A 19587-nucleotide genomic window follows, 5' to 3' on the forward strand; every position below is an offset into this window, starting at 1 on the left:
CGACCGCGGAGAACCGGCGCAGGACGGATGCCAGGCATCAGCCGGACGACGCCGCCGCGTGGAGCGCGTCGTCGACGGGCGTGCCGTGCCGGCGCAGCAGCGTGACCCGGCGGCCCTCGGCCGCGGCGCTCCTCCGCACCTCGACGAGGTGGCGCGCCGCCGGCGCGGCCAGCTCGGTCACCGCGGTCAGGTCGATCACGAGCTGGCCGTGGCAGCTCTCGGCGAAGCGCTCGAGCGTCTCCACGACGTCGGCGAGGTCAGCGGCGTCGAGGACGGCGCCGGACAGGCGCAGGCGCCGGGACTCGGTCTCGCATCGGACGTGAGCCATCGTTCCCCTCCCCTCCCTGGTCTCCCTGACGATGAGGTACCCGCGATCGAAAGTCTTCACCCGCACGGGCGGGTCCATCTCCACGAAGGGTGCTCGAGCTCCAGGACCCACGCCGCGCCTGAGCCCTCTGAACGAGGCCGTTGTCGCCCTCACCCCTATGGGTCCGGCTCGATCCGGCACTCCCGGGTACCGGATGAGTTCACCCAGCTTTGGAGGAGACATGACCACAGATCAGAGCGCGGTGGATCGCGCCAAGGACACGGCATCGACCGCGACCGACCAGGGCAGGCAGGTCGGATCGGTCGCCAAGGACGAAGCACAGAACGTCGTGGGCACTGCCGCAGAGCAGGCTCGCCACGTCGCGAGCGACACGATGAGCCAGCTGCGCGACCAGCTCACGGAGCAGACCTCCGGTCAGCGCGACCGGCTGGTCGGCGCCCTGCAGTCGCTCGGCGACGACCTGGAGCGGATGGCCGGACAGGCCCCCGGCAGCGGGATGGCCGCCGACCTGGCCCGCGAGGGCGCCGAGAAGACGCGGGCCCTCAAGGCTCACCTCGACGGCCGGGAGCCCGGGCAGCTCCTCGACGACGTACGGGACCTGGCGCGTCGGCGTCCCGGCACGTTCCTGCTCGGGGCGCTCGCCGCAGGCGTCGTCGCGGGCCGGCTGCTCCGCGCGACCGCGGACGGCGCGGCCGCTGCGACCCTGGCCCCGGAGACGGGAACCGGTGCCGGCGTCGGCGCGACGCCGCCGGTCCCCCCGGCGCCGACCCCGGTGGCTGCTGCACCGAGCTACGGCCAGCCGGTCATCGAGGCTCCGTCGACGCCACCCGCACCGGTGACGCCGAGCTACGGCCAGCCGCCGGTCGGGACGCCATGAGTACCGAGCACGCCGGGGCCGACCCGATGCTCGGCACCCCGCAGACGACGGATGAGCGGAGCCTGGGCGACATCGTCGGCGACGTCGCCCAGGACCTGAGCAACCTGGTCAAGCAGGAGCTCGAGCTCGCGACCGCCGAGATGAAGCAGGAGGCAACCCGCGCAGGGAAGGGCGCTGGGCTGCTCGGCGGTGCCAGCGTCGCCGGACTGCTGTTCCTGGTGTTCCTGTCCCTCACGCTCACGTTCCTGCTCGACAACTGGATGCCGCTCGAGCTGGCGGCCGTGATCGTCACGGTCGTGTGGGCCGGCGTCGCCGCGATTCTGGCAGCGCGCGGCCGCAGCGAGCTCAAGCGCACCAACCCGCAGCTGCCGAAGACGCAGCAGACACTCAAGGAGGACGCAGCATGGGCACGAGCACAGAAGAGCTGAGCGGCGAGATCGCCCAGACCCGGGAGGCGCTGGGATCGGACCTGGACGCGCTCCAGGACAAGGTCAGTCCGTCGGCCATCGTCGAGCGCCGCAAGGCAGCGGCCCGCGGGCAGATCCGCGGGGTCCGCGACAGGGTCATGGGCACGGTCCACGACGTCCGCAACACCGCGGCCGACGGAGCCTCGTCCGCCACGGGTTCGGCCCACGGTGCCCTCGACTCCGCACAGGAGAGGTACGACGGCGCCCCGCTCGCCGCCGGCCTGATGGCGTTCGGCGCCGGCCTGGTGATCGCGTCGCTGTTCCCGGCCGCGGAGAAGGAGACCCAGGTGGCCGCCGCCGCGGTCGAGGCCGCCAAGGAGAAGGGCCAGCCGCTCCTCGAGGAGGCGAAGGACAAGGCCAAGGACGTCGGGCAGCAGCTCGGCGAGACGGCCGCCGACGCGGCGCGCGAGGTCAAGGACACCGCCACCGCAGGTGCCGACCGGGTCCGATCGGAGACCGGCTCAGCAGTGGACTCCGTCCGCAGTGACGCCAGCAGCGGCACAGGCAGCGGCACAGGCAGCGGCACAGGCAGCGGCACAGGCAGCGGCACAGGCAGCGGCACAGGCAGCGGCACAGGCAGCGGCACAGGCAGCGGCACAGGCAGCGGCACCGGTAACACCTCCGGTAACACCACTGTCTGACGGCAACAGTCAACGCTCCGGGGTCGGCCGCTGGCCGGCCCCGGAGCGGATCCAGTCATCGCCCTGCCTGACGACCAGGCCGAGCTCCTCGAACCGGGTCAGCCAGCCACCCATCGGCCACTCGCCCCAGCGTCGGTGGAACTCCCGACCGTTGCGGAGGATGTCGTCGAGGTGCGAGACCGGCGGGTCCTGCGTCGGGTGGTGCTGGTGATAGGCGCGGGCCGCTCCGACCCACCCGTGCTCGAGGCCGGCAGCGACGACCCGTCGCCCGAAGTCGGTGTCCTCGGCGCCGTAGCCGACGTAGGCCTCGTCGAAGCCGCCGGCGGCCGCCCAGGCGGACGCCGAGAGCGCGAAGGACAGCGACCAGAAGAGAGCCGGGTCGCCGCCACGCAGCAGCTCCCCCGGCGCCGGCGCCGGGCGTCCCGGATGCGGGTCGTCGAGCTCGGCGAGCCGATCCAGCGGGTACCCGCCCGGCGCCGGCGGTAGATAGGTCACCGGCCCCGACCACACCGACTCCGGGTCCGCCCGGACCGCGCCGGCGTACGCCTCGACGAGACCGGGTCCCGCAAGGCAGTCGACGTCGAGGCCGATGAGCACGTCGCAGCCGGCCGCAAGCGCGACCGACATGCCGAGGTTGCGCGCGGCAGCCAGCGGAAGGCCCTCAGGTGCGATGTCGATCGACGTGACGACCGGCACCAGCCCGCCGACCACCGACCACGACTCGAGGTCGCGATCACCCATGGCGACGAGGACGTAGACGTCCGGCCGGCGCGACGATCTCGCCAGCGAGTGGTGCTGGGCGAGGAGGTGCTGGTGCCGTCCGTGGGCGATCGTCACGACCGCGGTCCCGCTCACGACTCGCCCGCGACCAGGTCTGCGAAGCGGAGGACGGCCTTGCCGTCACACCACCTCGACCAGGCTGCACCAGGGAGCGCAGCAGCGAGCCCGAGCCGCTCGGACCAGCCGTCGCACGGGAATCCGTCCTCGACCCGCACGGGCATCCCGGACGCAGCAAGTACCCCCGCAGCCACCACCTGCTCGTCGTGAGGCCGGCGCTGTGGCACCAGGACGGCCGGACGGCGGAGCGCCGCCACCTCCGCGACGGCGTTCTGGCCGGCATGGGTGACGACGACATCGGCGTCACGGACGGCCTCGACGGGATCGTCGCGCCACTCCCCCAGGCCCGCGCCGAGCACCGTCCACTCCCACTCGGGCGCCGATGCCGTCGCCCGGCTGAGCCCCTCGGGTGTGACGTCGTGCCCGCCGGCTCCCATCAGCACCGTGACGCGAGGCGGTCCAGGTCGGCGCCGGCGCGGTTCGATCACCGGCACCCGCGAGAGAGCTCCGACGGCATGGACCCGGTGGTGGACCTCGCCCGGGAGCCCGGGCAGCATCGCAGAGGTGGCGTCTGCCGGCCACGCGCCCACCAGGGCGCCGGCGAGGTCGAAGCCCAGCCGGTGCGCCGGGTCGTCGCGCCGACCGGGCAGGACGACCATGACCACCGGAACGCCGTGGAGCCGCACCAGGGTCGCGACCTCCACCGACACGTCGACGACGACCAGCCGAGGTCGTTCGCGGACCAGCCAGGAGGAGATCTGCTGCATCCGCGTGCCCAGGCCCCGGTCATGGAGGGGCGCCCAGTGCAGCCGGCGCCGGGCGGCCACGTCGCGAGCCGGCCCCCCGTCGTCGTCCCTGTCCAGCACGACCCAGGGACCCGGTCCGGACGGCGGCAGCGACGACAGCACGGTGACCGGCTCGTCGAGCTCCGCCGCGACGGCCAGCGCCCGGTGCAGGTGCCCGCGCCCGTGGTGGTGGACGTAGTAGCCGATCACGCTGCGACCCGGTCGACCACCGCCGCGTAGCGGGCCTCGTAGCCGGACAGCATCCGGTCCATCGACAGGTGCTCGACCGCGTGGGCGCGCACGGCCCTGCGGTCGCAGCGTGCCGCGCGGACCATGGCGTCGGCCAGGAGGTCCACGTCACCACCGACGGCCAGCGCACCCACGCCGTCGACGACGAGCTCGGGGAGGGCGCCGCGCGCGTAGGCAGCCACCGGCGTACCGCACGACATCGCCTCCGCCGCCACGAGACCGTAGGGCTCGTCCCACTGCGGGGTGACGACCGCGACGGCCGCCCGCCCGAGGAGCGTCCGGACTGCGCGGTGGTCGAGGTGGCCGACGTACACGGCGTCCGCGCCCAACCGCGGGGCGACCTGGGCCTCGAAGTAGGCGGCGTCCGGCGTCGGTCCGGCCAGCACGATGGGCATACCGACCGCTCGAGCGGCGTCGATCGCCTCGTGGGGCGCCTTCTCCGCGACCAACCGCCCGGTCCACACCGCCGATCCTCCGCCAGGCCCGTAGCGCCACGCGTCGACGTCGACGCCGTTGAGCACCGGGGTGCTCGGGACGACGTGGGACCAGGCGGCCGCGGTGTAGCGGCTCACCGCGGTGAACGTGGAGGCGTCCGCCGCCGTCGCGATCGCCGACTCCAGCCACGGCACCGGCGGTGTGTGCAGGGTCGTGACCAGCGGGACATCGACCATCGGCGCCATCGCGACGGGCAGGTGGTGGAGGCTGTGGTTGTGGATGACGTCGAACCGGTCCCGGCCGGTCCGCGCCAGCTCCATCATCAGGGACAGGTAGGCGTGGTGCTCCGACATCCAGACGTCCGACGGCGCGTTGACGTCCGTGCGAGCCTGGGCGCTGGCCCGGAAGGTCATGGACTCGAGGTGCGAGACCGGGAGCGCGGGGTCCGTGCCGGGCGCGGCGAACAGGGTCACCTCGTGCCCGCGCCGGACCAGCTGCCTGGCGAGCTGGTGGGTCAACGCCTCCAGTCCGCCCGCGAACGGCTCGCGGACGGGATAGCGGCTCGACGCGATCAGACAGACCCGCACGGTCAGCCCACCAGCGATCGGTACAGGTCCTCGTGCGCCCGGGCGACCTGCTGCCGTTGCTGACGGCGGTCCTCGATGCCGGCCCCGAACCTGGGACGGTCCTCGTAGGCGGTGACCAGCGCTGCGGCGAGGGAGTCCCGGTCGAACCCGCTCTCGTCGTGCGCGTAGGAGAGCGCCGGGCCCTGCTGCGTGAAGTACCCGCACGTCGGCGCGATCACGGTGACGCCGAGGTCGCGGCAGGCCTCGAGCCAGCCCGAGTGAGTGCCGAAGCGGTACGGCAGCACCGAGGCGTCGAGCGACCCCAGGTACGCCCACAGCTCCCGGTCGCTGAGGTAGTCGTGGACGCGGAGGTCGATCAGCTTCTCGTCCGCGTGGGCGTGCAGGTACTCCGCGAGCTCGACGTCGCGGCGGCGGCCATCGACGTCGAGGACGTCGCGGTGTGCGTTGACCTGCAGCACGGCGTCCGGGAGCTCGCGCACCGTCTCGACGAGGGTCGGCAGGATCCGCATCGGGTCCATGCTCGGTCGCAGGCTCTTCACGTGCAGGCCGACGCGGAACGGCCCCGTACGGCGGCGACCGCGCGCGGCCTGCGCCACCGCCATCGTGCGGAGGTCGACGACGTGCGGATGCGGCAGCACCAGCGCCTCGCGTCCCCACCGCCGCCGGATCTCGTCCGCGGCGCCCGGGGTCAGCGTGACCACGGCGTCGGCCGCCGGCACCAGGACGTCCAGCTGCCGGTCGTGCAGCTCGCGGGCGGCGTGGTGCGGGTTCCTCAGGTCGTGGACGGTGAACACGAACGGCTTCCGGCGCTGCTTCAGCACCCGGACCATCCCGGCGAGCTGCGCGGGGTCGCAGGCGTCGAAGCCGAAGTGAAGGTGGAAGACGTCGAACTCGGCGGTGCGCAACCACGCGGCGTCCAGCATCACCGGCGGCCACCACACGGCGCCGGCGGGCTTGTCGGGGGTCAGCGGGTCGGGGTCGGGGAGCCGTGCCGCGCTCGCGCCCTGCTCTGGCGCGAGGTGGCGGACGTACACGTGGCCGGCGGGGACGGAAGCGACGGCCAGGGGCGCGTCGTTCGGCGGAACGGCGGCGGACGCCCGTTCCGGGCGGCGTTCGGTCTGAGTCACAGAGCCAGGTACCCGAACAGGTGAGCGTGCAGCACACCGGAAGGGGTGAACTCGCGGCTGGTGGCTCTCGACCGGCGTGCCGCCAGGACCCCGGGGTACCTGCGAGCATGAGCAAGACGAGCGACAGTCCACGAGAACCGCACCGCATCGCCGGCTACGCGGTCTCCCTCGCGGCGTTCAGCACGCTGTGGGGAGGAGGCTCGTGGCTGATCAGCGGAAGCCGGCGTACGTGGCCGAACCGGTACGCCGCCGCAGACCTCGTGGTGGGCGCGCTGGCGACGCACAAGCTCACCCGCATCATCGCCAAGGAGGGAGTGACGACCCCGCTGCGCGCGCCGTTCACGGAGTTCGACGGCGAGGCCGGCTCAGCCGAGGTCCACGAGAGCCCTCGCCACGGCGCGGTCCACTCGCTGGGAGAGCTGATCAGCTGCCCGTTCTGCCTGGCGCCCTGGGTCGCCACCGCCTACGTCGCCGGACTGGTGCTGGCGCCGGGCCCGACCCGGGCGTTCGGCGCCGCGTTCGCCACGGTCGCCGGGTCGGACGCCCTCCAGCACGCGTACGCCGCGGTCTCGTCCGGCTGAGGTCCCGGCGACTCGGCTCAGGGCAACAGCTCCTGGGCCTTGGTCTTGAGGCCCTCCTTGATCACGCCCCACCGGCTCGTGTCGCCCTTGATCAGCGCCTTCGCCATGTCGGTCATCTGCTCGAGCGTGGCGTGCGGCGGGATCGGGGGTACGTCGGGGTCGCAGTGGACGTCGAGCAGGTACGGGCGGTCGGCGGACAGCGCGGTCTCCCACGCGCCGGCGAGCTGCTCGGGCTCGGTCACGGTGATGGCGCCCAACCCGGCCGCGCGGGCGAAGTCGGCGTACGAGACGTCGGGCAGGGCCTGGGACTCCACGAACGTCGGGGTGCCGCCCATCGCCCGCAGCTCCCACGTGACCTGGTTGAGGTCGTTGTTGTGCAGCACCGCGACGACCAGCCGCGGATCGGCCCACTCGCGCCAGTAGCGGCCGATCGTGAGCAGCTCGGCGAGGCCGTTCATCTGCATCGCTCCGTCGCCCTCGAACGCGATCGCCGGCCGGTCGGGGTGGGCGAACTTCGCGCCGATCGCGTACGGCACCGCCGGGCCCATCGACGCCAGCGTGCCGGAGAGCGAGCCGCGCATCGCACCGCGCATCCGCACCTGCCGGGCGTACCAGTTGGCCGCGGAGCCGCTGTCGGAGGTGACGATCGCGTTCTCCGGAGCGACCTTCGAGAACTCGTGGAAGATCCGCATCGGGTTCACCGGGTCGGCTCCCACGTGCGCCTCGGCCGACATCGTGTCCCACCAGCCCGTGACGTTCTCGCGGATCCCCTCCTGCCAGCCGCGGTCGGTCTTGCGCTCGAGCAGGGGGATGAGCGCGCGCAGGGTCGTGCGGGCGTCGCCGACCAGGTTGACCTCGTACGGGTACCGCATGCCGATCAGCGCGCCGTCGACGTCGATCTGGACCGCACGCGCCTGGTCGAGGTCCGGGAGGAACTGGGTGTACGGGAAGCTCGAGCCGACGGTCAGCAGCGTGTCGCAGTCACGCATCATCTCGTAGCTCGGCCGGGTGCCGAGCAGTCCGATGGAGCCGGTCACCCACGGCAGCTCGTCGCTGAGCACGTCCTTGCCGAGCAGCGCCTTGGCCACCCCGGCGCCGAGCAGGTCGGCGACCTCGGCGACCTCGGCGGCCGCACCGCGGGCGCCCTGGCCGACGAGCATCGCGACCTTGCCGCCGGCGTTCAGCACGTCCGCCGCGCGGCGCAGGCCGTCCTCGTCGGGCGTCACGCTCGGCCAGCTGGTGCCGAGGCTGGACGGCACCATCTTGAACTCGTGGCCCGGTGCGACGTACTCGAGCTCCTGGACGTCGTTCGGGATGATCAGCGCGGTCGGGGCGCGGCGGCTCATCGCGACCCGGAACGCCCGGTCGAGCACGTTCGGCAGCTGCTCGGGCACGTTCACGACCTGCACGTAGTCGCTGGCGACGTCCTTGAACAGGCTCAGCAGGTCGACCTCCTGCTGGTAGCTGCCGCCCATCGCCGTGCGGTTGGTCTGCCCGACGATCGCGACCACCGGGACGTGGTCGAGCTTGGCGTCGTAGAGGCCGTTGAGCAGGTGGATCGCCCCCGGCCCCGAGGTCGCGAGGCAGACGCCCGGGCGGTCGCCGAACTTGGCGTACCCGACCGCCTGGAAGGCGCTCATCTCCTCGTGCCGCGACTGGATGAACCGGGGTTGGTCGCCGGCGCGCGAGAACGCGCCGAGGATGCCGTTGATGCCGTCTCCGGGGTAGCCGAAGACCTGGTCCACACCCCACTCACGGAGTCGGGCGAGCAGCTGGTCCGCAACGGTGGTGGTCACGGACCGGCGGTACCCGCTCAGCGGGTGACGAAGCGGTCGACCTCCGAGCGCAGCTGCTGCGACATCCGCGCGATCTCCTCGATCGCGGTGAGCGTCTGGTTGACCGCGCCGGTGGTGGCATCGGCGGAGCCCGAGACCCCGGCGATGTTCTCCGCGATCTGGCCCGAGCTGGTGGAGGCCTCGGCGACGTTGCGCGCCATCTCGTTCGTGGTCGCGGTCTGCTCCTCGACCGCCGAGGCGATGGCCAGCTGGTAGTCGTTGATCGTCGTGGCTCAGCGAGTTGAGGCGTGGGTCAGGAGCCCGAGAGCGTCGAGGACGTCGCCGGCGGCGAAGGCCTCGCCGGGAGCCACGGCCCCGGTCGCGTGGAACCGCCCGTCGAGCAGCCGCTGCGCGGCCTCGACCACGATCGGCGCGCTGACCGCGTAGATGTCCTGACCGGCCGCCGAGAGGCGGCGTACGTCGGCGCCGCGGCGCACCACGACATCGACGACGAACCGCTGGGCCGAGCGTCCCGTGTCGTCGACCGCGGTGGGCGGCGGGGTGTCGGCGTCGCGGAGCTCGGCCAGCGGACCGGTGTTGAGGTACGAGCGCAGCTCGCGGACAGCGAGGTGACGATGGATCGTGATCACGTCGGAGAACGGCAGCTCGACGACCTCCTGCTCGCCGAGCGGCTCGCCGAACGACCAGGTGCCGGTGGGCGCGGGGCCGGCCAGCGGCGTGAGCTCGCCGTCGCGGATCACCAGGCGGGCCGCGGTGTTGCGGGCGCCGGTCGCCCGGCTGCCGGCCGTCGGCCACCAGCGGTCGAGACCGATCGCGAGGTCGACCTCGTCCGCGTCCGTCTCACCGTCCAGCGCGGCCGTGACGAGCAGGTCGCCGAGCCCGCCGTAGAACGCCATCGCCGGGATCACCGCGACGCCGGCCGCCCGGGCGGCGGTGTCGACCTCGCGGTACACCTCCTGCACGGCCGGCTGCTCGGCGGTGACGTCGAGGTAGTGCGCCCCGGCGGCGACCGCGGCGCGGGCGATCGGGACCGCGGTGTCGAGGAACGGCCCGGCGGCGTTGATGACGACGCCGACGCCGGCGAGGTCAGGAGTGTCGATCCCGAAGGCCCGCCGCTCCGGGCCGGAGAACTCAGCGAGCCGCTCCGCGCTGCGCCCGGCGACGACCGGCGTCAGCCCGCGCCGCAGCAGCTCGTCGACGACGAAGCGCCCCGTGTGACCGGTGGCGCCGTAGACCAGGACTCGTGTGTTCGTGTTCATGACGGCCATCCTGGGTCGCGACGTCCCGCCGCACGAGCGTCTGAAACGACGTGGTGCGTACACTTTCGGACATGCCCCGGATCGCCCTCGCCCTGCACGGCGCCACGATGCTCTACGAGGTGGCGATCGCCGCCGAGATCTTCAGCGTCGACCGGGCCGACCTCTCCCCCACGGGCGCCTGGTACGACCTGGTCGTCTGCACGAGCGACGGCCGCCCCCACCCGTGGCTCCCGGGTCTCCCGACCGCGTCGTACGACGCGATCGCGGACGCCGACACCGTCGTCGTCCCGTCCATCGACGACCTCGACCTGGTGCCCGAGCCGGAGCTGGTCGCGGCGTTGCGCGACGCCCACGCGGGCGGTGTGCGGGTCGCGTCGCTGTGCACGGGCGCGTACGTGCTGGCGGCCGCCGGGCTGCTCGACGGCCGGCGCGCGACCACGCACTGGATGTACGCCGAGGACCTGGCCCGGAAGTACCCACAGGTCGACGTGCGCTCCGATGTCCTCTACATCGACGAGGGCGACGTGCTCACGTCCGCGGGCAAGACCGCAGCCCTCGACCTCTGCATCCACCTGGTCCGGCGCGACCTGGGCGCGACGGCCGCCAACGGGCTCGCCCGCCGGCTGGTGATGCCGGCCCACCGCACCGGCGGTCAGGCGCAGTTCATCACCCCGGCCACCGAGCCGCGCACGCCCGACGGTCTCTCCCCGACCCTCGAGTGGGCACGGGCCCGGCTCGACCAGCCACTCACCGTCGGCGACCTCGCGGGCCGCGCCGGGCTCAGCACCCGCCAGCTCGCCCGCCGGATGAACGCCGAGCTGCAGGTCGGCCCGCTCGACTGGCTGCACCAGCAGCGGATCGCGCGGGCCCAGAAGCTCCTGGAGCGCACCGACGCGTCGGTCGAGCACATCGCGTCGAGCTGCGGGATGGGGACCGCGACCACCCTGCGCCGCCACTTCCACCGGGCGGTCGGCGTGACGCCGACGGCGTACCGCTCGACGTTCCGGGTTGCGTGAGGCCCTGGCCTGGCCTGGCTGCACTGCCCGGGTGCGGCGTCGGCGCGGCGCCTACACCGCCACCGGCGGGATCGACACGACCTGCGAGGCGTAGCTCAGGCCGGCACCGAACGCGATGAGCAGCGCGGTGTCACCGGCCTTCGCCTCGCCGTTGCGCAGCATCGCCTCGAGCGCCAGCGGGACCGAGGCGGCCGAGGTGTTGCCGGAGTCCTGGACGTCGCGCGCGATCGCGATGCCCTCCGGCAGCTTCAGGTTGCGGGCGAGGGTCTCGGTGATCCGGAGGTTGGCCTGGTGCGGCACGAAGGCGTCCACGTCGTCCATCGTGAGACCGGCGACCTCGATCGCCTCGCGGGCGACGTCGGCCATCGCGAACGGCGCCCAGCGGAACACCTGGGTGCCCTCCATCCGCACCACGAGCGGGTGGTCGGCGTCGGCGTCGCGGCAGCTCCGGTCCTGCGTGATCACGTGCGACTGGGAGCCGTCCGACCCCCATGCGACCGGGCCGATGCCGGCCTCGTCGGCCGCGCCCACGACCACCGCCCCGGCACCGTCGGCGAAGATGAACGCCGTGCCCCGGTCGGTCGGGTCGAGGAACAGGCTGAGCTTCTCCACGCCGATCACCAGGACGTAGCGGGCGTTGCCGCCGCGCACCAGGTCGGAGCCGACCGACACGGCGTGGCAGAACCCGGCGCAACCTGCGGACACGTCGAACGCCGCCGCCTTGGAGCCGAGCCGGTCGGCGACCAGCGGGGCCGCTGCCGGGGTGTGCTGCGCGTGCGTCGAGGTCGCGACGATCACGGTCCCGATGTCGGCGATGCCCACGCCGGACGCGGCGAGCGCCCGCTCGGCCGCGATCGTGGCCATGTCGACGAGCGACTCGTCCTCGCCTGCGTACCGGCGGGTCCGGATGCCCGAGCGGGTCTGGATCCACTCGTCGTTCGAGTCGAGCACCTCGCAGACCTCGTCGTTCGTGACGAGCCGCTCCGGCCGGTACACACCGAGCCCGAGCATCGCCGTCGCCGCCGCACCCTGTCGCTGACCGATCGTCGCCATCGTGTTCTCCCTCTACTTGTACGCCAGCCGGCACCGGGACAGGAACGCGTCCTCGCTGCGGCTCTCCAACAGCTCCACCAGCACCCCGTCGGCCGTGGTCCCGTAGCAGACCGCGGCGATCCCTCCACTGGACTCGGTGACGTCGTGGTGCCACCTCACATCCTGCAACCCCGCCCGCACACCGGCGATGCCGGCCACGTCGAGACAGAGGTGGTTCACGCCGAGGTCGACCGGCCGCGCGGGCTCCGCGTCCCCGCCGTCGACCACGGTCACCGCGACCGGGCCGGGCACCGCCGGCAAGGGGTGTACGCCGGGGTCGGGCACGCGGACCGTGACGCCGACCAGCCCGGCGGGTCCGTCGCCCGCGGCGACGAGCTCGACCGGGGTGCCGTCGGGGCAGTGCACCATCCCGCGCCGGTCGTCGCGGACCGCCCAGACCAGGGACGCGACGCCCGGCGTACCGGGCGCACGCGGCGCGGGCGCCGGGGACGCGAACGCGAACAGCTCGAGGAACGCCGCGTCGGTGCGCAGCAGCGCGACCTCGGCCGAGGTGCCCTCGGTCGCCAGCGACTCGTCGGCCGGGGCGGTGCCGACCGGCCAGCCGAAGCCGCCGTGGTCGAGCGCCCCGAGCTCGTCGATCCAGAACGCGCGGGCGCGGTCGAGATCCGCGACGCTCACACCGACGTGGTTCAACGCGACGACACCTGCTTCTGGCACGCGCGCAACCTACTCCTAGGTCAGGCCGTCGGCTCGTCCGGCACGACGGCGACCACCACGGCCATCAACAGCGCGAGCGCGAGCAGCTCGCGGAACGTGCCCTCGGCGTCGTACGCGAGGAACACCTCGCTGCCGACGATGAACGCGAACCAGACGCCGATGTTCCAGGCGAGCGCCTGGTAGGTCTCGGTCACGCCGGTGCCGCCGCCGCGGTACGCCAGCAGGGCGCGGACGAACAGCAGCGCACCCGTCGCCTCGATCGCGAGCGCCGCGAGCACGACCAGCTCGTCGAGCCAACCGGGCGCGTCGTAGATCGCGACCACGGACTCGACGTAGCCGGTGTTGTGCGAGTTCAGGAACGTCCAGTCGGTGGTGGCCGCGGACACGAGGTTCATCAGGTTGGTGAGCGCGACGATGCCGAGGAAGACCGCGCCGAACAGGAGGACCAGCTGCTTGAGGCGCAGCCCGACAGAGGAGGACATGCGCGCATCCTCGCGAAATCGCTGCGGCGGGGCGACCCCCCAGTCGCCCCGCCGTCAGCTCTACTCAACCCCCCACGGGTCGTCTAGAGGAAGCCGTCCCGGTCGCCCGTCGCCGGGCACGTGATCGACTTCGTGACGGTGCCGCTGGTCCAGTTGCCCAGCGTCGCCTGGATGCTCACGGTCCACGTGGTCGCGGCGTTGTCACGCGACTTCGATCCGTCGAGCTGGACGAGCTTGTACCGGCTCAGGGCGCTGTCGGCCAGGGCCGTGCCGCGGGTGAGGCGGTAGGAGTACGTCGCATCGTCGGGGCCGTTGTCGGTGAACGACACCACCCAGACCGTGATCGTCTCGGTCGTCCCGCCGCGCTTGCAGGAGTACCCACCGACGACGCCGGTCGGCGTCTCCATCCGGGCGGTGCCGACGGACTGGCTGACCGCCTGGCCGGAGCTGAGCTTGGCGCTGGCGACCGCGGGCACCGCGATCAGGCACAGCACGACGAGGACGACCGTGGCCGCGCGGCGGCTCAGGTCGCTCCAGGTGGTCGTCGTGCTCATGGAAGAGACTCTGTCGTGCGGGTTTCAAGCACCCCAGCAGGAAATCTCAAGAAATCCGCAAGACGTGGGGCATCATGGCGCCATGACCACCGACTCGGGCCACGACCGGAAGGCCCTCGTCGTCGAGGACGACGAGGACATCCGCTCTCTCATCGAGTTCACGCTGAGCACCCAGGGCTTCACCGTGACCACCGTCGAGTCGGGCCTGGCGGGTGTCGAGGCCGTCTCGGAGGTCCAGCCGGACCTGATCACGCTGGACATCGGGCTGCCCGGGATCGACGGCATCGAGGCCTGCCGTCGGATCCGGCTGATCAGCGACGCGTACGTCGTGATGATCACCTCGCGTGACGACGAGATCGACCGGCTGCTCGGCCTCGAGACCGGCGCGGACGACTTCATCGCCAAGCCGTTCAGCGCCCGCGAGCTCAAGGCCCGGGTCAACGCGATGTTCCGCCGGCCGCGCACCGCTGGCTCCTCGAACGGGACCGCTCCGAACGGCGCGGACGAGGCGTCCCTCGACGACGGCCACGAGATCCTGGAGCACAGTGGCCTCCGCGTCGACGTGGACGGTCGCCGGGCGTTCCGCGACGGCGACGAGCTGGTGCTCACGCGCACGGAGTTCGACCTGCTCGCCGAGCTGATGCGTGCGCCGGCGCGGGTCTGGTCGCGCGAGTCGCTGCTGCGGTCGGTGTGGGGCACGGAGTGGGCCTCGGACACCCACCTGGTGGAGGTCCACATCGGGAACCTGCGTCGCAAGCTCGGCGAGACGAAGGGCTCGGTGCGCTACATCCGCACGGTGCGCGGGGTGGGCTACCGGATGGAGCTGCCGGCCTGATCCCGGCTCGACCGGGACCGCTCAGGCGCCGAGGTAGGCGGTGAGCGCCTGGTCGGCGCGCTCGGCGGCGGCCGGGAGGTCCGCGGCGGCGGACGTGGCCGCCTCGAAGTCGCGGCGGCGGAGCTGGGCCTCCACGATTCCGGCGATCACGAACAGCTCGCCCGCACCGACGGTGCCAGCGGCGCTCTTCAGGCTGAGGACGGCGTCCATCGCGTCGGTGAGGTCCTGCTCGCCGAGCGCGTCGTCGATGCGGCGTACCCGCTCCGGCAGCATCCGCTGGAAGCGGCCGACGAAGACACGGGCGAACTCCGCGTCGTCGGCGTGGCCGGTGAGGTTCGAGACGACGGCGGAGTCGAAGACAACTGGATTCTCGCTTCGAAGCTCGCTCATCACGACTGCTCCCTCGGTCCCTCGTCGGTGTCAGACATGTCGGGCTTCGTGCCCCAGATCATGCTGAGGCCGAGCACCATCACGCCCCCGAGGGCAACCCAGAGGATACCGTCCTGGACGATCGGCGCCCGGAGGACACGGATCGCCGTGCCGACCTTCGGGACAACGGTCTGGACCTCGTAGACGGTGTCGGTGCTGATGATCGCGACCCACGGGTCGACGTTCACGTTCGCGTCGCCCTTGGTGGTGATCGCGGTGGTCCCGTCGGCCCGGTGCTTGACGCTCGCGACGCGGTGCGTCTCGACGCGGTGGTCCTCGACCGGGATCTGGTAGCTGATCACGTCGCCGACCTCGAGGTCGGCGGTCGGGCGCGGGACGGTCACGACCATGTCACCGGGGTCGATGCCCGGGGACATGCTGCCGGTGAGCATCGTCGAGGTGCGGTAGTCGAAGAGGTGCGGCCCGACCGCGATCGCGAGGAAGGCCGCGGCGCAGGCGAGCAGCACGAGGTTGCCCAGCACGCCGGCGATCCGTCGTACGACGGACGCCCCGGCCACCTTCGGCTCGACCGCAGGAGCGGTGGCCCGGTGACGGGCGACGGCGGTGCTGCTCATGTCGGGCTCCTCGAGACGGTGGTCGGATGGTGGGGAACCAGCCCCGGGTGCCGCTCACGGGGGAAGCGGCACCCGTTGCTGAAGATCAGCCGGAGCTGGGGATCAGAGAGCCTTCGCGGCGCGCTGGGTGGCGTCGAAGGTGAACTTCAGGTTCGTCGACAGGCCCTGGAAGGCGTTGCCGGCGTCGGTCGGGAGCGTCAGCGTGACCTTGAGGTTCGACGTCTTGCCGGCGCCGTTGAGCGAGCTGGTGACCTTCGCCAGGTCGGAGCCGGTGCCCGCGAGGACCGCGCGCTGGGTGACGACCGTGTCGACCTGGCCCGAGCAGGTGAGGTCGTTGGTGTTGGCGGCCTTGACCCAGGCGGTCGGGCACTCCTCGACCTTGACCTGCAGACCGTTGGTGGCGTCCGTGGTCAGCAGGTTCGACGTGTCCGAGGTGCTGGTGAGCTTGATGGCGCCGAAGGCCTCGGTGTCGCTCGAGCGGGTCAGGGTGACGGTGCGCTGGATGGTGTCGCCGGGGACCATGTTGCTGACCGCGAGGCCGAAGTCCTGCGGGCCCGAGGTCGTCGACAGGACGACCTTGCCGGTCGCGACGCTCTGGTTGGCGGTGGTGGTCGAGGTGAACGCACCGAACGTGCCGAGGCCCGCGACCGAGGCAGCGCCACCGACGAGGGCGGCGGAGGCGAGGATCTTGACGGCGGCGGACTTCGAGGCGAGCAGCTTCATGACTGGTTCCTTTGAGTGAGGGACCAGCTGTGCGGCTTGTGGCTGCTGGTCAGTTCCTTGATGACGAGAACTCTGCCGAGCCGATCTCAAGTGCTCCGGGGGCAAAGCCCTGAGGTTTCCTCAAGGGATTCTCAAGACGCCGAAAAGGGCATCTGACCTGCGAAAACGCGCGTCGAAGCGGTGGTTGGGGCGGCCGGACCACCGACGACGAGCATCGAAACCACCGCGGCCAGGTCGTCGTCTGCGGCCGGGTCGCATCACCGGCGCCCGAGTCGGGCACTGACCCGGCATGACCACCGGCAAGCACCTCGAACCCGAGACGGAGACCGACGCGGCGGCGGCACCCGACCCGGACGCGCCGGAGAAGCCGGCCTCCCCCACCGACCTGACCAAGCCGTCGTGGCGCTACGTCGTACGGCGCACGATCAGCGAGTTCAGCGACGACCAGTGCACCGACATCGCCGCGGCGCTCACGTACTACTCCGTGCTGGCACTGTTCCCGGCTGCGATCGCGATCCTGTCGCTGGTGGGTCTGGCCGACCAGGGGGACGAGACCGTCGAGACGCTGCTGCAGATCCTGCGCGACGTCGGCGCCGGGAGCGCGGCGCAGACCCTCGAACCCACCCTGGTCCAGCTCAGCCAGAGCCAGAGCGCGGGCATCGGCCTGGTCATCGGTCTCGCGCTGGCGCTGTGGTCGGCGTCCGGGTACGTCGGAGCGTTCGGCCGCGGCATGAACCGCATCTACGAGGTCGAGGAGGGCCGGCCCTTCTGGGTGCTGCGACCGGTCATGCTGGTGATCACCGTGGTCACCGTCGTGCTCACGGCGATCGTGGCGCTCGGCCTGGCGTTGACCGGTCCGGCCGCCCAGGCGGTCGGCGACGCGATCGGCCTGGGCGACACCACCGTCACCGTCTGGAACATCGCGAAGTGGCCGGTGCTGCTCGCGGTGGTGATCCTGATCGTGGCGCTGCTCTACTACGCGACGCCGAACGTGCGGCAGCCGCGGTTCCGCTGGGTCAGCGTGGGTGCCGTGGTCGCGATCGTCACCTGGGTCGCGGCGTCGGTGGGCTTCGGCTTCTACGTGGCCGGCTTCGCCAGCTACGACCGCACCTACGGCTCCCTCGCCGGCATCGTGGTGTTCCTGCTCTGGCTCTGGATCACCAACCTGGCGCTGCTGTTCGGCGCCGAGCTGGACGCCGAGCTCGAGCGCGGCCGCCAGCTCCAGGCCGGGTTCCCGGCCGAGGAGGTGCTGCAGCTCCCGCCCCGGAACACCCGGCAGATCGAGAAGGCCGAGCGCAAGGAGCAGAAGGACATCGAGCGGGGCCGCCGGCTGCGCCGGACCCGCGGCAAGCGGTCCTGACGGTCAGGCGACCAATGCCTCGTCGCAGCCACGAGCACGCTGCGCCTCGGCGGCCAGCGCCGGGTAGCCCCCGAGCCCGCTGACCAGCGTGAACGGCAGGGACGCCGCCACGATCTCGAGCTCGACCCCGCGCTGCGCGAGGCGGGCCCGGGTCTCGTCGATGAGGCGCATGCAGCCGTCGTCGATGTAGTTCAGCCGCCCGACGTCCAGCCGCACGACCTCGCACGAGAGCTGCTCGATGTCGCGCAGGCGCCACGCCAGCTGAGCCTCGCCGTGGACGTCGAGCTCACCCTCGATCGTCAGCTTCGCCACCGGCGGCAGGTAGGAGAATCGGAACGCTGCTTCCATGTCGTTGCTCCGTGAGGCTCTCGGGGCGCCTCCCTCCGGCGCCCTCCCTGCCGACATGAATGTGCACTTTTCGCCGACTTCAAACCTGGTGGTCAGGACCGGTACGGCAGATGCACCAGGTCGAGGGCCCGTTGCGCCGCCGAGCCGGCCGCGGCCACCAGCCGGACCTCGCCGTCGACGCTCGCGTCGACCAGCACCCGGACCCCGGCGCTGGACAGCAGGTCCACCTCGGACAGGTCGACCGACACCAGGCGGGTGCCGCCGCGGCTGGCGCGGTCGAGGGTACGGCGCAGCAGCACGGCACCGGCTCGGTCGACGATGCCGGTCACGAGCACGTCCTGCCCGTCGACGCTCAGGCCGAGCTCGCCGTCGACGACCGGTCCGGTCGAGACCCCACGCAGGAGCGCGACGGGATGCGCCACCTGATGGCGGACGACGGCGCGGGTGCCGCTCGCGCTCTGCCCGACCCGGAAGTCGTCGGTGTAGGCGCGCACCATCGCCAGGCCCCGTCCGCGGTCCACGTCCTCCACCGGCACGCGCCAGCGGCCGTCGTCGGCGACCTCCAGGCGCACCTCGCCGGTGGGGCCGAGGTCGCCGGCGATCCGGACCAGGTCGGTCGCCCGGGGCACCGGGTAGGCGTGCTCGACCGCGTTGGCGACGAGCTCGCTCACCGCGTGCAGGAGCGCCATCTCGTCCACCGGGCCGATCCGCAGGTGGGCGAGCCAGTCGCTGAGTCCCGCGCGCACTGTGGGGACGGACCCCGTGACGGCGGGGAGCACCAGCCGCAGGGGCACGACGGCGGCGGCCCGCTGCACCGCGAGCACGGTGATGTCGTCGGAGTAGCCGGTCACCCGGGTCAGCACGTCGAGGACCTCCCGGCAGATCCGGTCGACGGTCGTCTCCTCCGTGGCGGGGCCGGTCAGTACCTGACCGGCCACCCGCAGGAGGTCCACCGTGTTCTGGGCCGGCGACCCGGGACGCTCGACCAGCCCGTCGCTGTAGAGCAGGAGCACGTCCCCCTCGCCGAGCACGTGCTGCCCGCGGGAGAACGACTGCTCCGCCCCGAGCGGTCGCCCGCCGGAGAGCGGGAGGTAGCTCGCTCGACCGTCGGGCGTCACGACCACCGGAGGCGGGTGGCCCGCGGTGCAGTAGCCGAGCTCGCCGGTCTGCGGGTCGAGGACGCACGCGCACACCGTCGTGGTCCGCGCGTCGGCCAGCCGGCCCGCGCGACGGTCGATCAGCTCCAGGGCCGCGACGATGTCGCCGTCCTCCCGGACCCGCTCGTCGAAGACCGCCTTGAGCTCCGCCATCACCACCGACGCCTCGACGCCGTGGCCGACCACGTCCCCGACCACCACGACCACCCGGCCGTCGGGCAGCGGGATCGCGTCGAACCAGTCGCCCCCCGAGCCCGCGTCGCTCGCCGCGAGCAGGCAGCGGGCGGCCAGCTCGACACGCGGCAGCACCGGAAGCCCCTGGGGGAGCATCGCGTCCTGCAGTGCGACGAGTGCTGGATCCATGCCGTG

24 protein-coding genes are annotated in these 19587 nt (G+C 72.5%); 7 read left to right on the forward strand and 17 right to left on the reverse strand.

Going from position 1 to position 19587, the window contains the following annotated elements; all coding sequences use genetic code 11:
- Window positions 1-37 precede the first annotated feature (37 nt).
- The gene (locus MJ604_RS20925) at window positions 38-328 is read right to left on the reverse strand and encodes an STAS domain-containing protein (protein WP_243060651.1); all 291 of its coding nucleotides are present in this window, start codon (window positions 326-328) and stop codon (window positions 38-40) included.
- A 220-nt stretch (window positions 329-548) separates the two neighbouring features.
- Between MJ604_RS20925 and MJ604_RS20930 the strand changes: the two genes are divergently transcribed.
- From MJ604_RS20930 to MJ604_RS20940, 3 genes are read left to right on the forward strand one after another with little or no spacing between them, the layout of a single operon-like run.
- Window positions 549-1205: a hypothetical protein gene (locus MJ604_RS20930; protein ID WP_243060652.1), complete on the forward strand. Its 657-nt coding sequence runs from the start codon at window positions 549-551 to the stop codon at window positions 1203-1205.
- Window positions 1202-1633: a phage holin family protein gene (locus MJ604_RS20935; RefSeq protein ID WP_243060653.1), complete on the forward strand. Its 432-nt coding sequence runs from the start codon at window positions 1202-1204 to the stop codon at window positions 1631-1633. The genes MJ604_RS20930 and MJ604_RS20935 overlap by 4 nt, the downstream gene beginning before the upstream one ends.
- Window positions 1609-2313 (forward strand): DUF3618 domain-containing protein, encoded by a 705-nt coding sequence (locus MJ604_RS20940; RefSeq protein ID WP_243060654.1) that lies wholly within the window; start codon window positions 1609-1611, stop codon window positions 2311-2313. The genes MJ604_RS20935 and MJ604_RS20940 overlap by 25 nt, the downstream gene beginning before the upstream one ends.
- A 9-nt stretch (window positions 2314-2322) precedes the next feature.
- Here the strand turns inward: MJ604_RS20940 and MJ604_RS20945 are convergent, their stop codons facing one another.
- The 4 genes from MJ604_RS20945 to MJ604_RS20960 are packed head-to-tail and all read right to left on the reverse strand — an operon-like array spanning window position 2323 to window position 6333.
- A complete protein-coding gene (locus MJ604_RS20945; RefSeq protein ID WP_243060655.1) occupies window positions 2323-3168 on the reverse strand; it encodes a glycosyltransferase family 2 protein in 846 nt (281 codons plus the stop codon).
- Complete coding sequence (locus MJ604_RS24360; protein ID WP_243060656.1) at window positions 3165-4145, reverse strand: glycosyltransferase; 981 nt, start codon at window positions 4143-4145, stop codon at window positions 3165-3167. The genes MJ604_RS20945 and MJ604_RS24360 overlap by 4 nt, the downstream gene beginning before the upstream one ends.
- Complete coding sequence (locus MJ604_RS20955; protein ID WP_243060657.1) at window positions 4142-5206, reverse strand: glycosyltransferase; 1065 nt, start codon at window positions 5204-5206, stop codon at window positions 4142-4144. The genes MJ604_RS24360 and MJ604_RS20955 overlap by 4 nt, the downstream gene beginning before the upstream one ends.
- Before the next feature lie 2 nt (window positions 5207-5208).
- Window positions 5209-6333 (reverse strand): glycosyltransferase, encoded by a 1125-nt coding sequence (locus MJ604_RS20960; protein WP_243060658.1) that lies wholly within the window; start codon window positions 6331-6333, stop codon window positions 5209-5211.
- A 107-nt stretch (window positions 6334-6440) separates the two neighbouring features.
- Between MJ604_RS20960 and MJ604_RS20965 the strand changes: the two genes are divergently transcribed.
- Complete coding sequence (locus MJ604_RS20965) at window positions 6441-6914, forward strand: DUF1360 domain-containing protein (RefSeq protein WP_243060659.1); 474 nt, start codon at window positions 6441-6443, stop codon at window positions 6912-6914.
- Between the two features lie 17 nt (window positions 6915-6931).
- Here the strand turns inward: MJ604_RS20965 and MJ604_RS20970 are convergent, their stop codons facing one another.
- The 3 genes from MJ604_RS20970 to MJ604_RS20980 all read right to left on the reverse strand — a co-directional run bounded on the left by MJ604_RS20970 (window position 6932) and on the right by MJ604_RS20980 (window position 9969).
- Window positions 6932-8710: a thiamine pyrophosphate-requiring protein gene (locus MJ604_RS20970; RefSeq protein WP_243060660.1), complete on the reverse strand. Its 1779-nt coding sequence runs from the start codon at window positions 8708-8710 to the stop codon at window positions 6932-6934.
- Window positions 8711-8727: 17 nt separating this feature from the next.
- Window positions 8728-8910: a hypothetical protein gene (locus MJ604_RS20975; protein WP_243060661.1), complete on the reverse strand. Its 183-nt coding sequence runs from the start codon at window positions 8908-8910 to the stop codon at window positions 8728-8730.
- Window positions 8911-8982: 72 nt separating this feature from the next.
- Window positions 8983-9969 (reverse strand): saccharopine dehydrogenase NADP-binding domain-containing protein, encoded by a 987-nt coding sequence (locus tag MJ604_RS20980; RefSeq protein ID WP_243060662.1) that lies wholly within the window; start codon window positions 9967-9969, stop codon window positions 8983-8985.
- A 71-nt stretch (window positions 9970-10040) separates the two neighbouring features.
- On the opposite strand from MJ604_RS20980, the gene MJ604_RS20985 reads away from it, so the two are divergent.
- Entirely contained in the window at window positions 10041-10985 is a 945-nt protein-coding gene (locus MJ604_RS20985; RefSeq protein ID WP_243060663.1) for a GlxA family transcriptional regulator, read from the forward strand.
- Window positions 10986-11036: 51 nt separating this feature from the next.
- Here the strand turns inward: MJ604_RS20985 and MJ604_RS20990 are convergent, their stop codons facing one another.
- The 4 genes from MJ604_RS20990 to MJ604_RS21005 form a co-directional block, all read right to left on the reverse strand.
- The gene (locus tag MJ604_RS20990) at window positions 11037-12038 is read right to left on the reverse strand and encodes a beta-ketoacyl-ACP synthase III (RefSeq protein WP_243060664.1); all 1002 of its coding nucleotides are present in this window, start codon (window positions 12036-12038) and stop codon (window positions 11037-11039) included.
- A gap of 12 nt (window positions 12039-12050) precedes the next feature.
- Complete coding sequence (locus MJ604_RS20995; protein WP_243060665.1) at window positions 12051-12755, reverse strand: VOC family protein; 705 nt, start codon at window positions 12753-12755, stop codon at window positions 12051-12053.
- Window positions 12756-12775: 20 nt separating this feature from the next.
- Window positions 12776-13237 carry a hypothetical protein gene (locus MJ604_RS21000; protein ID WP_243060666.1) on the reverse strand — a complete coding sequence of 154 codons (462 nt, stop codon included), beginning with the start codon at window positions 13235-13237 and terminating at the stop codon, window positions 12776-12778.
- A gap of 83 nt (window positions 13238-13320) precedes the next feature.
- Window positions 13321-13791 carry a hypothetical protein gene (locus MJ604_RS21005; RefSeq protein WP_243060667.1) on the reverse strand — a complete coding sequence of 157 codons (471 nt, stop codon included), beginning with the start codon at window positions 13789-13791 and terminating at the stop codon, window positions 13321-13323.
- An 82-nt stretch (window positions 13792-13873) separates the two neighbouring features.
- Here MJ604_RS21005 and MJ604_RS21010 point away from each other — a divergent pair, with 82 nt between their 5' ends.
- A complete protein-coding gene (locus tag MJ604_RS21010) occupies window positions 13874-14626 on the forward strand; it encodes a response regulator transcription factor (RefSeq protein WP_243060668.1) in 753 nt (250 codons plus the stop codon).
- Window positions 14627-14647: 21 nt separating this feature from the next.
- Here MJ604_RS21010 and MJ604_RS21015 read toward each other — a convergent pair whose 3' ends face one another.
- From MJ604_RS21015 to MJ604_RS21025, 3 genes are all read right to left on the reverse strand, one after another.
- Window positions 14648-15016 carry an Hpt domain-containing protein gene (locus tag MJ604_RS21015; protein WP_243060669.1) on the reverse strand — a complete coding sequence of 123 codons (369 nt, stop codon included), beginning with the start codon at window positions 15014-15016 and terminating at the stop codon, window positions 14648-14650.
- Complete coding sequence (locus tag MJ604_RS21020) at window positions 15016-15630, reverse strand: signal peptidase I (protein ID WP_243060670.1); 615 nt, start codon at window positions 15628-15630, stop codon at window positions 15016-15018. The genes MJ604_RS21015 and MJ604_RS21020 overlap by 1 nt, the downstream gene beginning before the upstream one ends.
- Before the next feature lie 102 nt (window positions 15631-15732).
- Window positions 15733-16353, reverse strand: a complete 621-nt coding sequence (locus MJ604_RS21025) for a TasA family protein (protein WP_243060671.1) — start codon at window positions 16351-16353, stop codon at window positions 15733-15735.
- 289 nt (window positions 16354-16642) lie between these two features.
- On the opposite strand from MJ604_RS21025, the gene MJ604_RS21030 reads away from it, so the two are divergent.
- The gene (locus MJ604_RS21030; RefSeq protein WP_243060672.1) at window positions 16643-17713 is read left to right on the forward strand and encodes a YihY/virulence factor BrkB family protein; all 1071 of its coding nucleotides are present in this window, start codon (window positions 16643-16645) and stop codon (window positions 17711-17713) included.
- A gap of 3 nt (window positions 17714-17716) precedes the next feature.
- Here MJ604_RS21030 and MJ604_RS21035 read toward each other — a convergent pair whose 3' ends face one another.
- Together MJ604_RS21035 and MJ604_RS21040 are read right to left on the reverse strand one after the other, a co-directional pair.
- Window positions 17717-18061: an STAS domain-containing protein gene (locus MJ604_RS21035; RefSeq protein ID WP_243060673.1), complete on the reverse strand. Its 345-nt coding sequence runs from the start codon at window positions 18059-18061 to the stop codon at window positions 17717-17719.
- Between the two features lie 92 nt (window positions 18062-18153).
- A complete protein-coding gene (locus MJ604_RS21040; protein ID WP_243060674.1) occupies window positions 18154-19581 on the reverse strand; it encodes a SpoIIE family protein phosphatase in 1428 nt (475 codons plus the stop codon).
- Between the last annotated feature and the right edge of the window lie 6 nt (window positions 19582-19587).

Origin of the sequence: Nocardioides sp. SR21 (assembly GCF_022761125.1) — a bacterium.
Classification (GTDB): Bacteria; Actinomycetota; Actinomycetes; order Propionibacteriales; family Nocardioidaceae; genus Nocardioides.

What these genes read in the sequence shown, in the direction of transcription:
- MJ604_RS20930 (WP_243060652.1), top strand. Translation starts at nt 549, where the DNA reads ATGACCACAGATCAGAGCGCGGTGGATCGCGCCAAGGACACGGCATCG.
- MJ604_RS21020 (WP_243060670.1), bottom strand. Translation starts at nt 15,630, where the DNA reads ATGAGCAGCACCGCCGTCGCCCGTCACCGGGCCACCGCTCCTGCGGTC.
- MJ604_RS20975 (WP_243060661.1), bottom strand. Translation starts at nt 8,910, where the DNA reads ATGGCGCGCAACGTCGCCGAGGCCTCCACCAGCTCGGGCCAGATCGCG.
- MJ604_RS21005 (WP_243060667.1), bottom strand. Translation starts at nt 13,791, where the DNA reads ATGAGCACGACGACCACCTGGAGCGACCTGAGCCGCCGCGCGGCCACG.
- MJ604_RS20925 (WP_243060651.1), bottom strand. Translation starts at nt 328, where the DNA reads ATGGCTCACGTCCGATGCGAGACCGAGTCCCGGCGCCTGCGCCTGTCC.
- MJ604_RS20985 (WP_243060663.1), top strand. Translation starts at nt 10,041, where the DNA reads ATGCCCCGGATCGCCCTCGCCCTGCACGGCGCCACGATGCTCTACGAG.
- MJ604_RS21040 (WP_243060674.1), bottom strand. Translation starts at nt 19,581, where the DNA reads ATGGATCCAGCACTCGTCGCACTGCAGGACGCGATGCTCCCCCAGGGG.
- MJ604_RS21035 (WP_243060673.1), bottom strand. Translation starts at nt 18,061, where the DNA reads ATGGAAGCAGCGTTCCGATTCTCCTACCTGCCGCCGGTGGCGAAGCTG.
- MJ604_RS20980 (WP_243060662.1), bottom strand. Translation starts at nt 9,969, where the DNA reads ATGAACACGAACACACGAGTCCTGGTCTACGGCGCCACCGGTCACACG.
- MJ604_RS20965 (WP_243060659.1), top strand. Translation starts at nt 6,441, where the DNA reads ATGAGCAAGACGAGCGACAGTCCACGAGAACCGCACCGCATCGCCGGC.
- MJ604_RS20990 (WP_243060664.1), bottom strand. Translation starts at nt 12,038, where the DNA reads ATGGCGACGATCGGTCAGCGACAGGGTGCGGCGGCGACGGCGATGCTC.
- MJ604_RS20935 (WP_243060653.1), top strand. Translation starts at nt 1,202, where the DNA reads ATGAGTACCGAGCACGCCGGGGCCGACCCGATGCTCGGCACCCCGCAG.
- MJ604_RS20940 (WP_243060654.1), top strand. Translation starts at nt 1,609, where the DNA reads ATGGGCACGAGCACAGAAGAGCTGAGCGGCGAGATCGCCCAGACCCGG.
- MJ604_RS21025 (WP_243060671.1), bottom strand. Translation starts at nt 16,353, where the DNA reads ATGAAGCTGCTCGCCTCGAAGTCCGCCGCCGTCAAGATCCTCGCCTCC.
- MJ604_RS21000 (WP_243060666.1), bottom strand. Translation starts at nt 13,237, where the DNA reads ATGTCCTCCTCTGTCGGGCTGCGCCTCAAGCAGCTGGTCCTCCTGTTC.
- MJ604_RS21030 (WP_243060672.1), top strand. Translation starts at nt 16,643, where the DNA reads ATGACCACCGGCAAGCACCTCGAACCCGAGACGGAGACCGACGCGGCG.
- MJ604_RS21010 (WP_243060668.1), top strand. Translation starts at nt 13,874, where the DNA reads ATGACCACCGACTCGGGCCACGACCGGAAGGCCCTCGTCGTCGAGGAC.
- MJ604_RS21015 (WP_243060669.1), bottom strand. Translation starts at nt 15,016, where the DNA reads ATGAGCGAGCTTCGAAGCGAGAATCCAGTTGTCTTCGACTCCGCCGTC.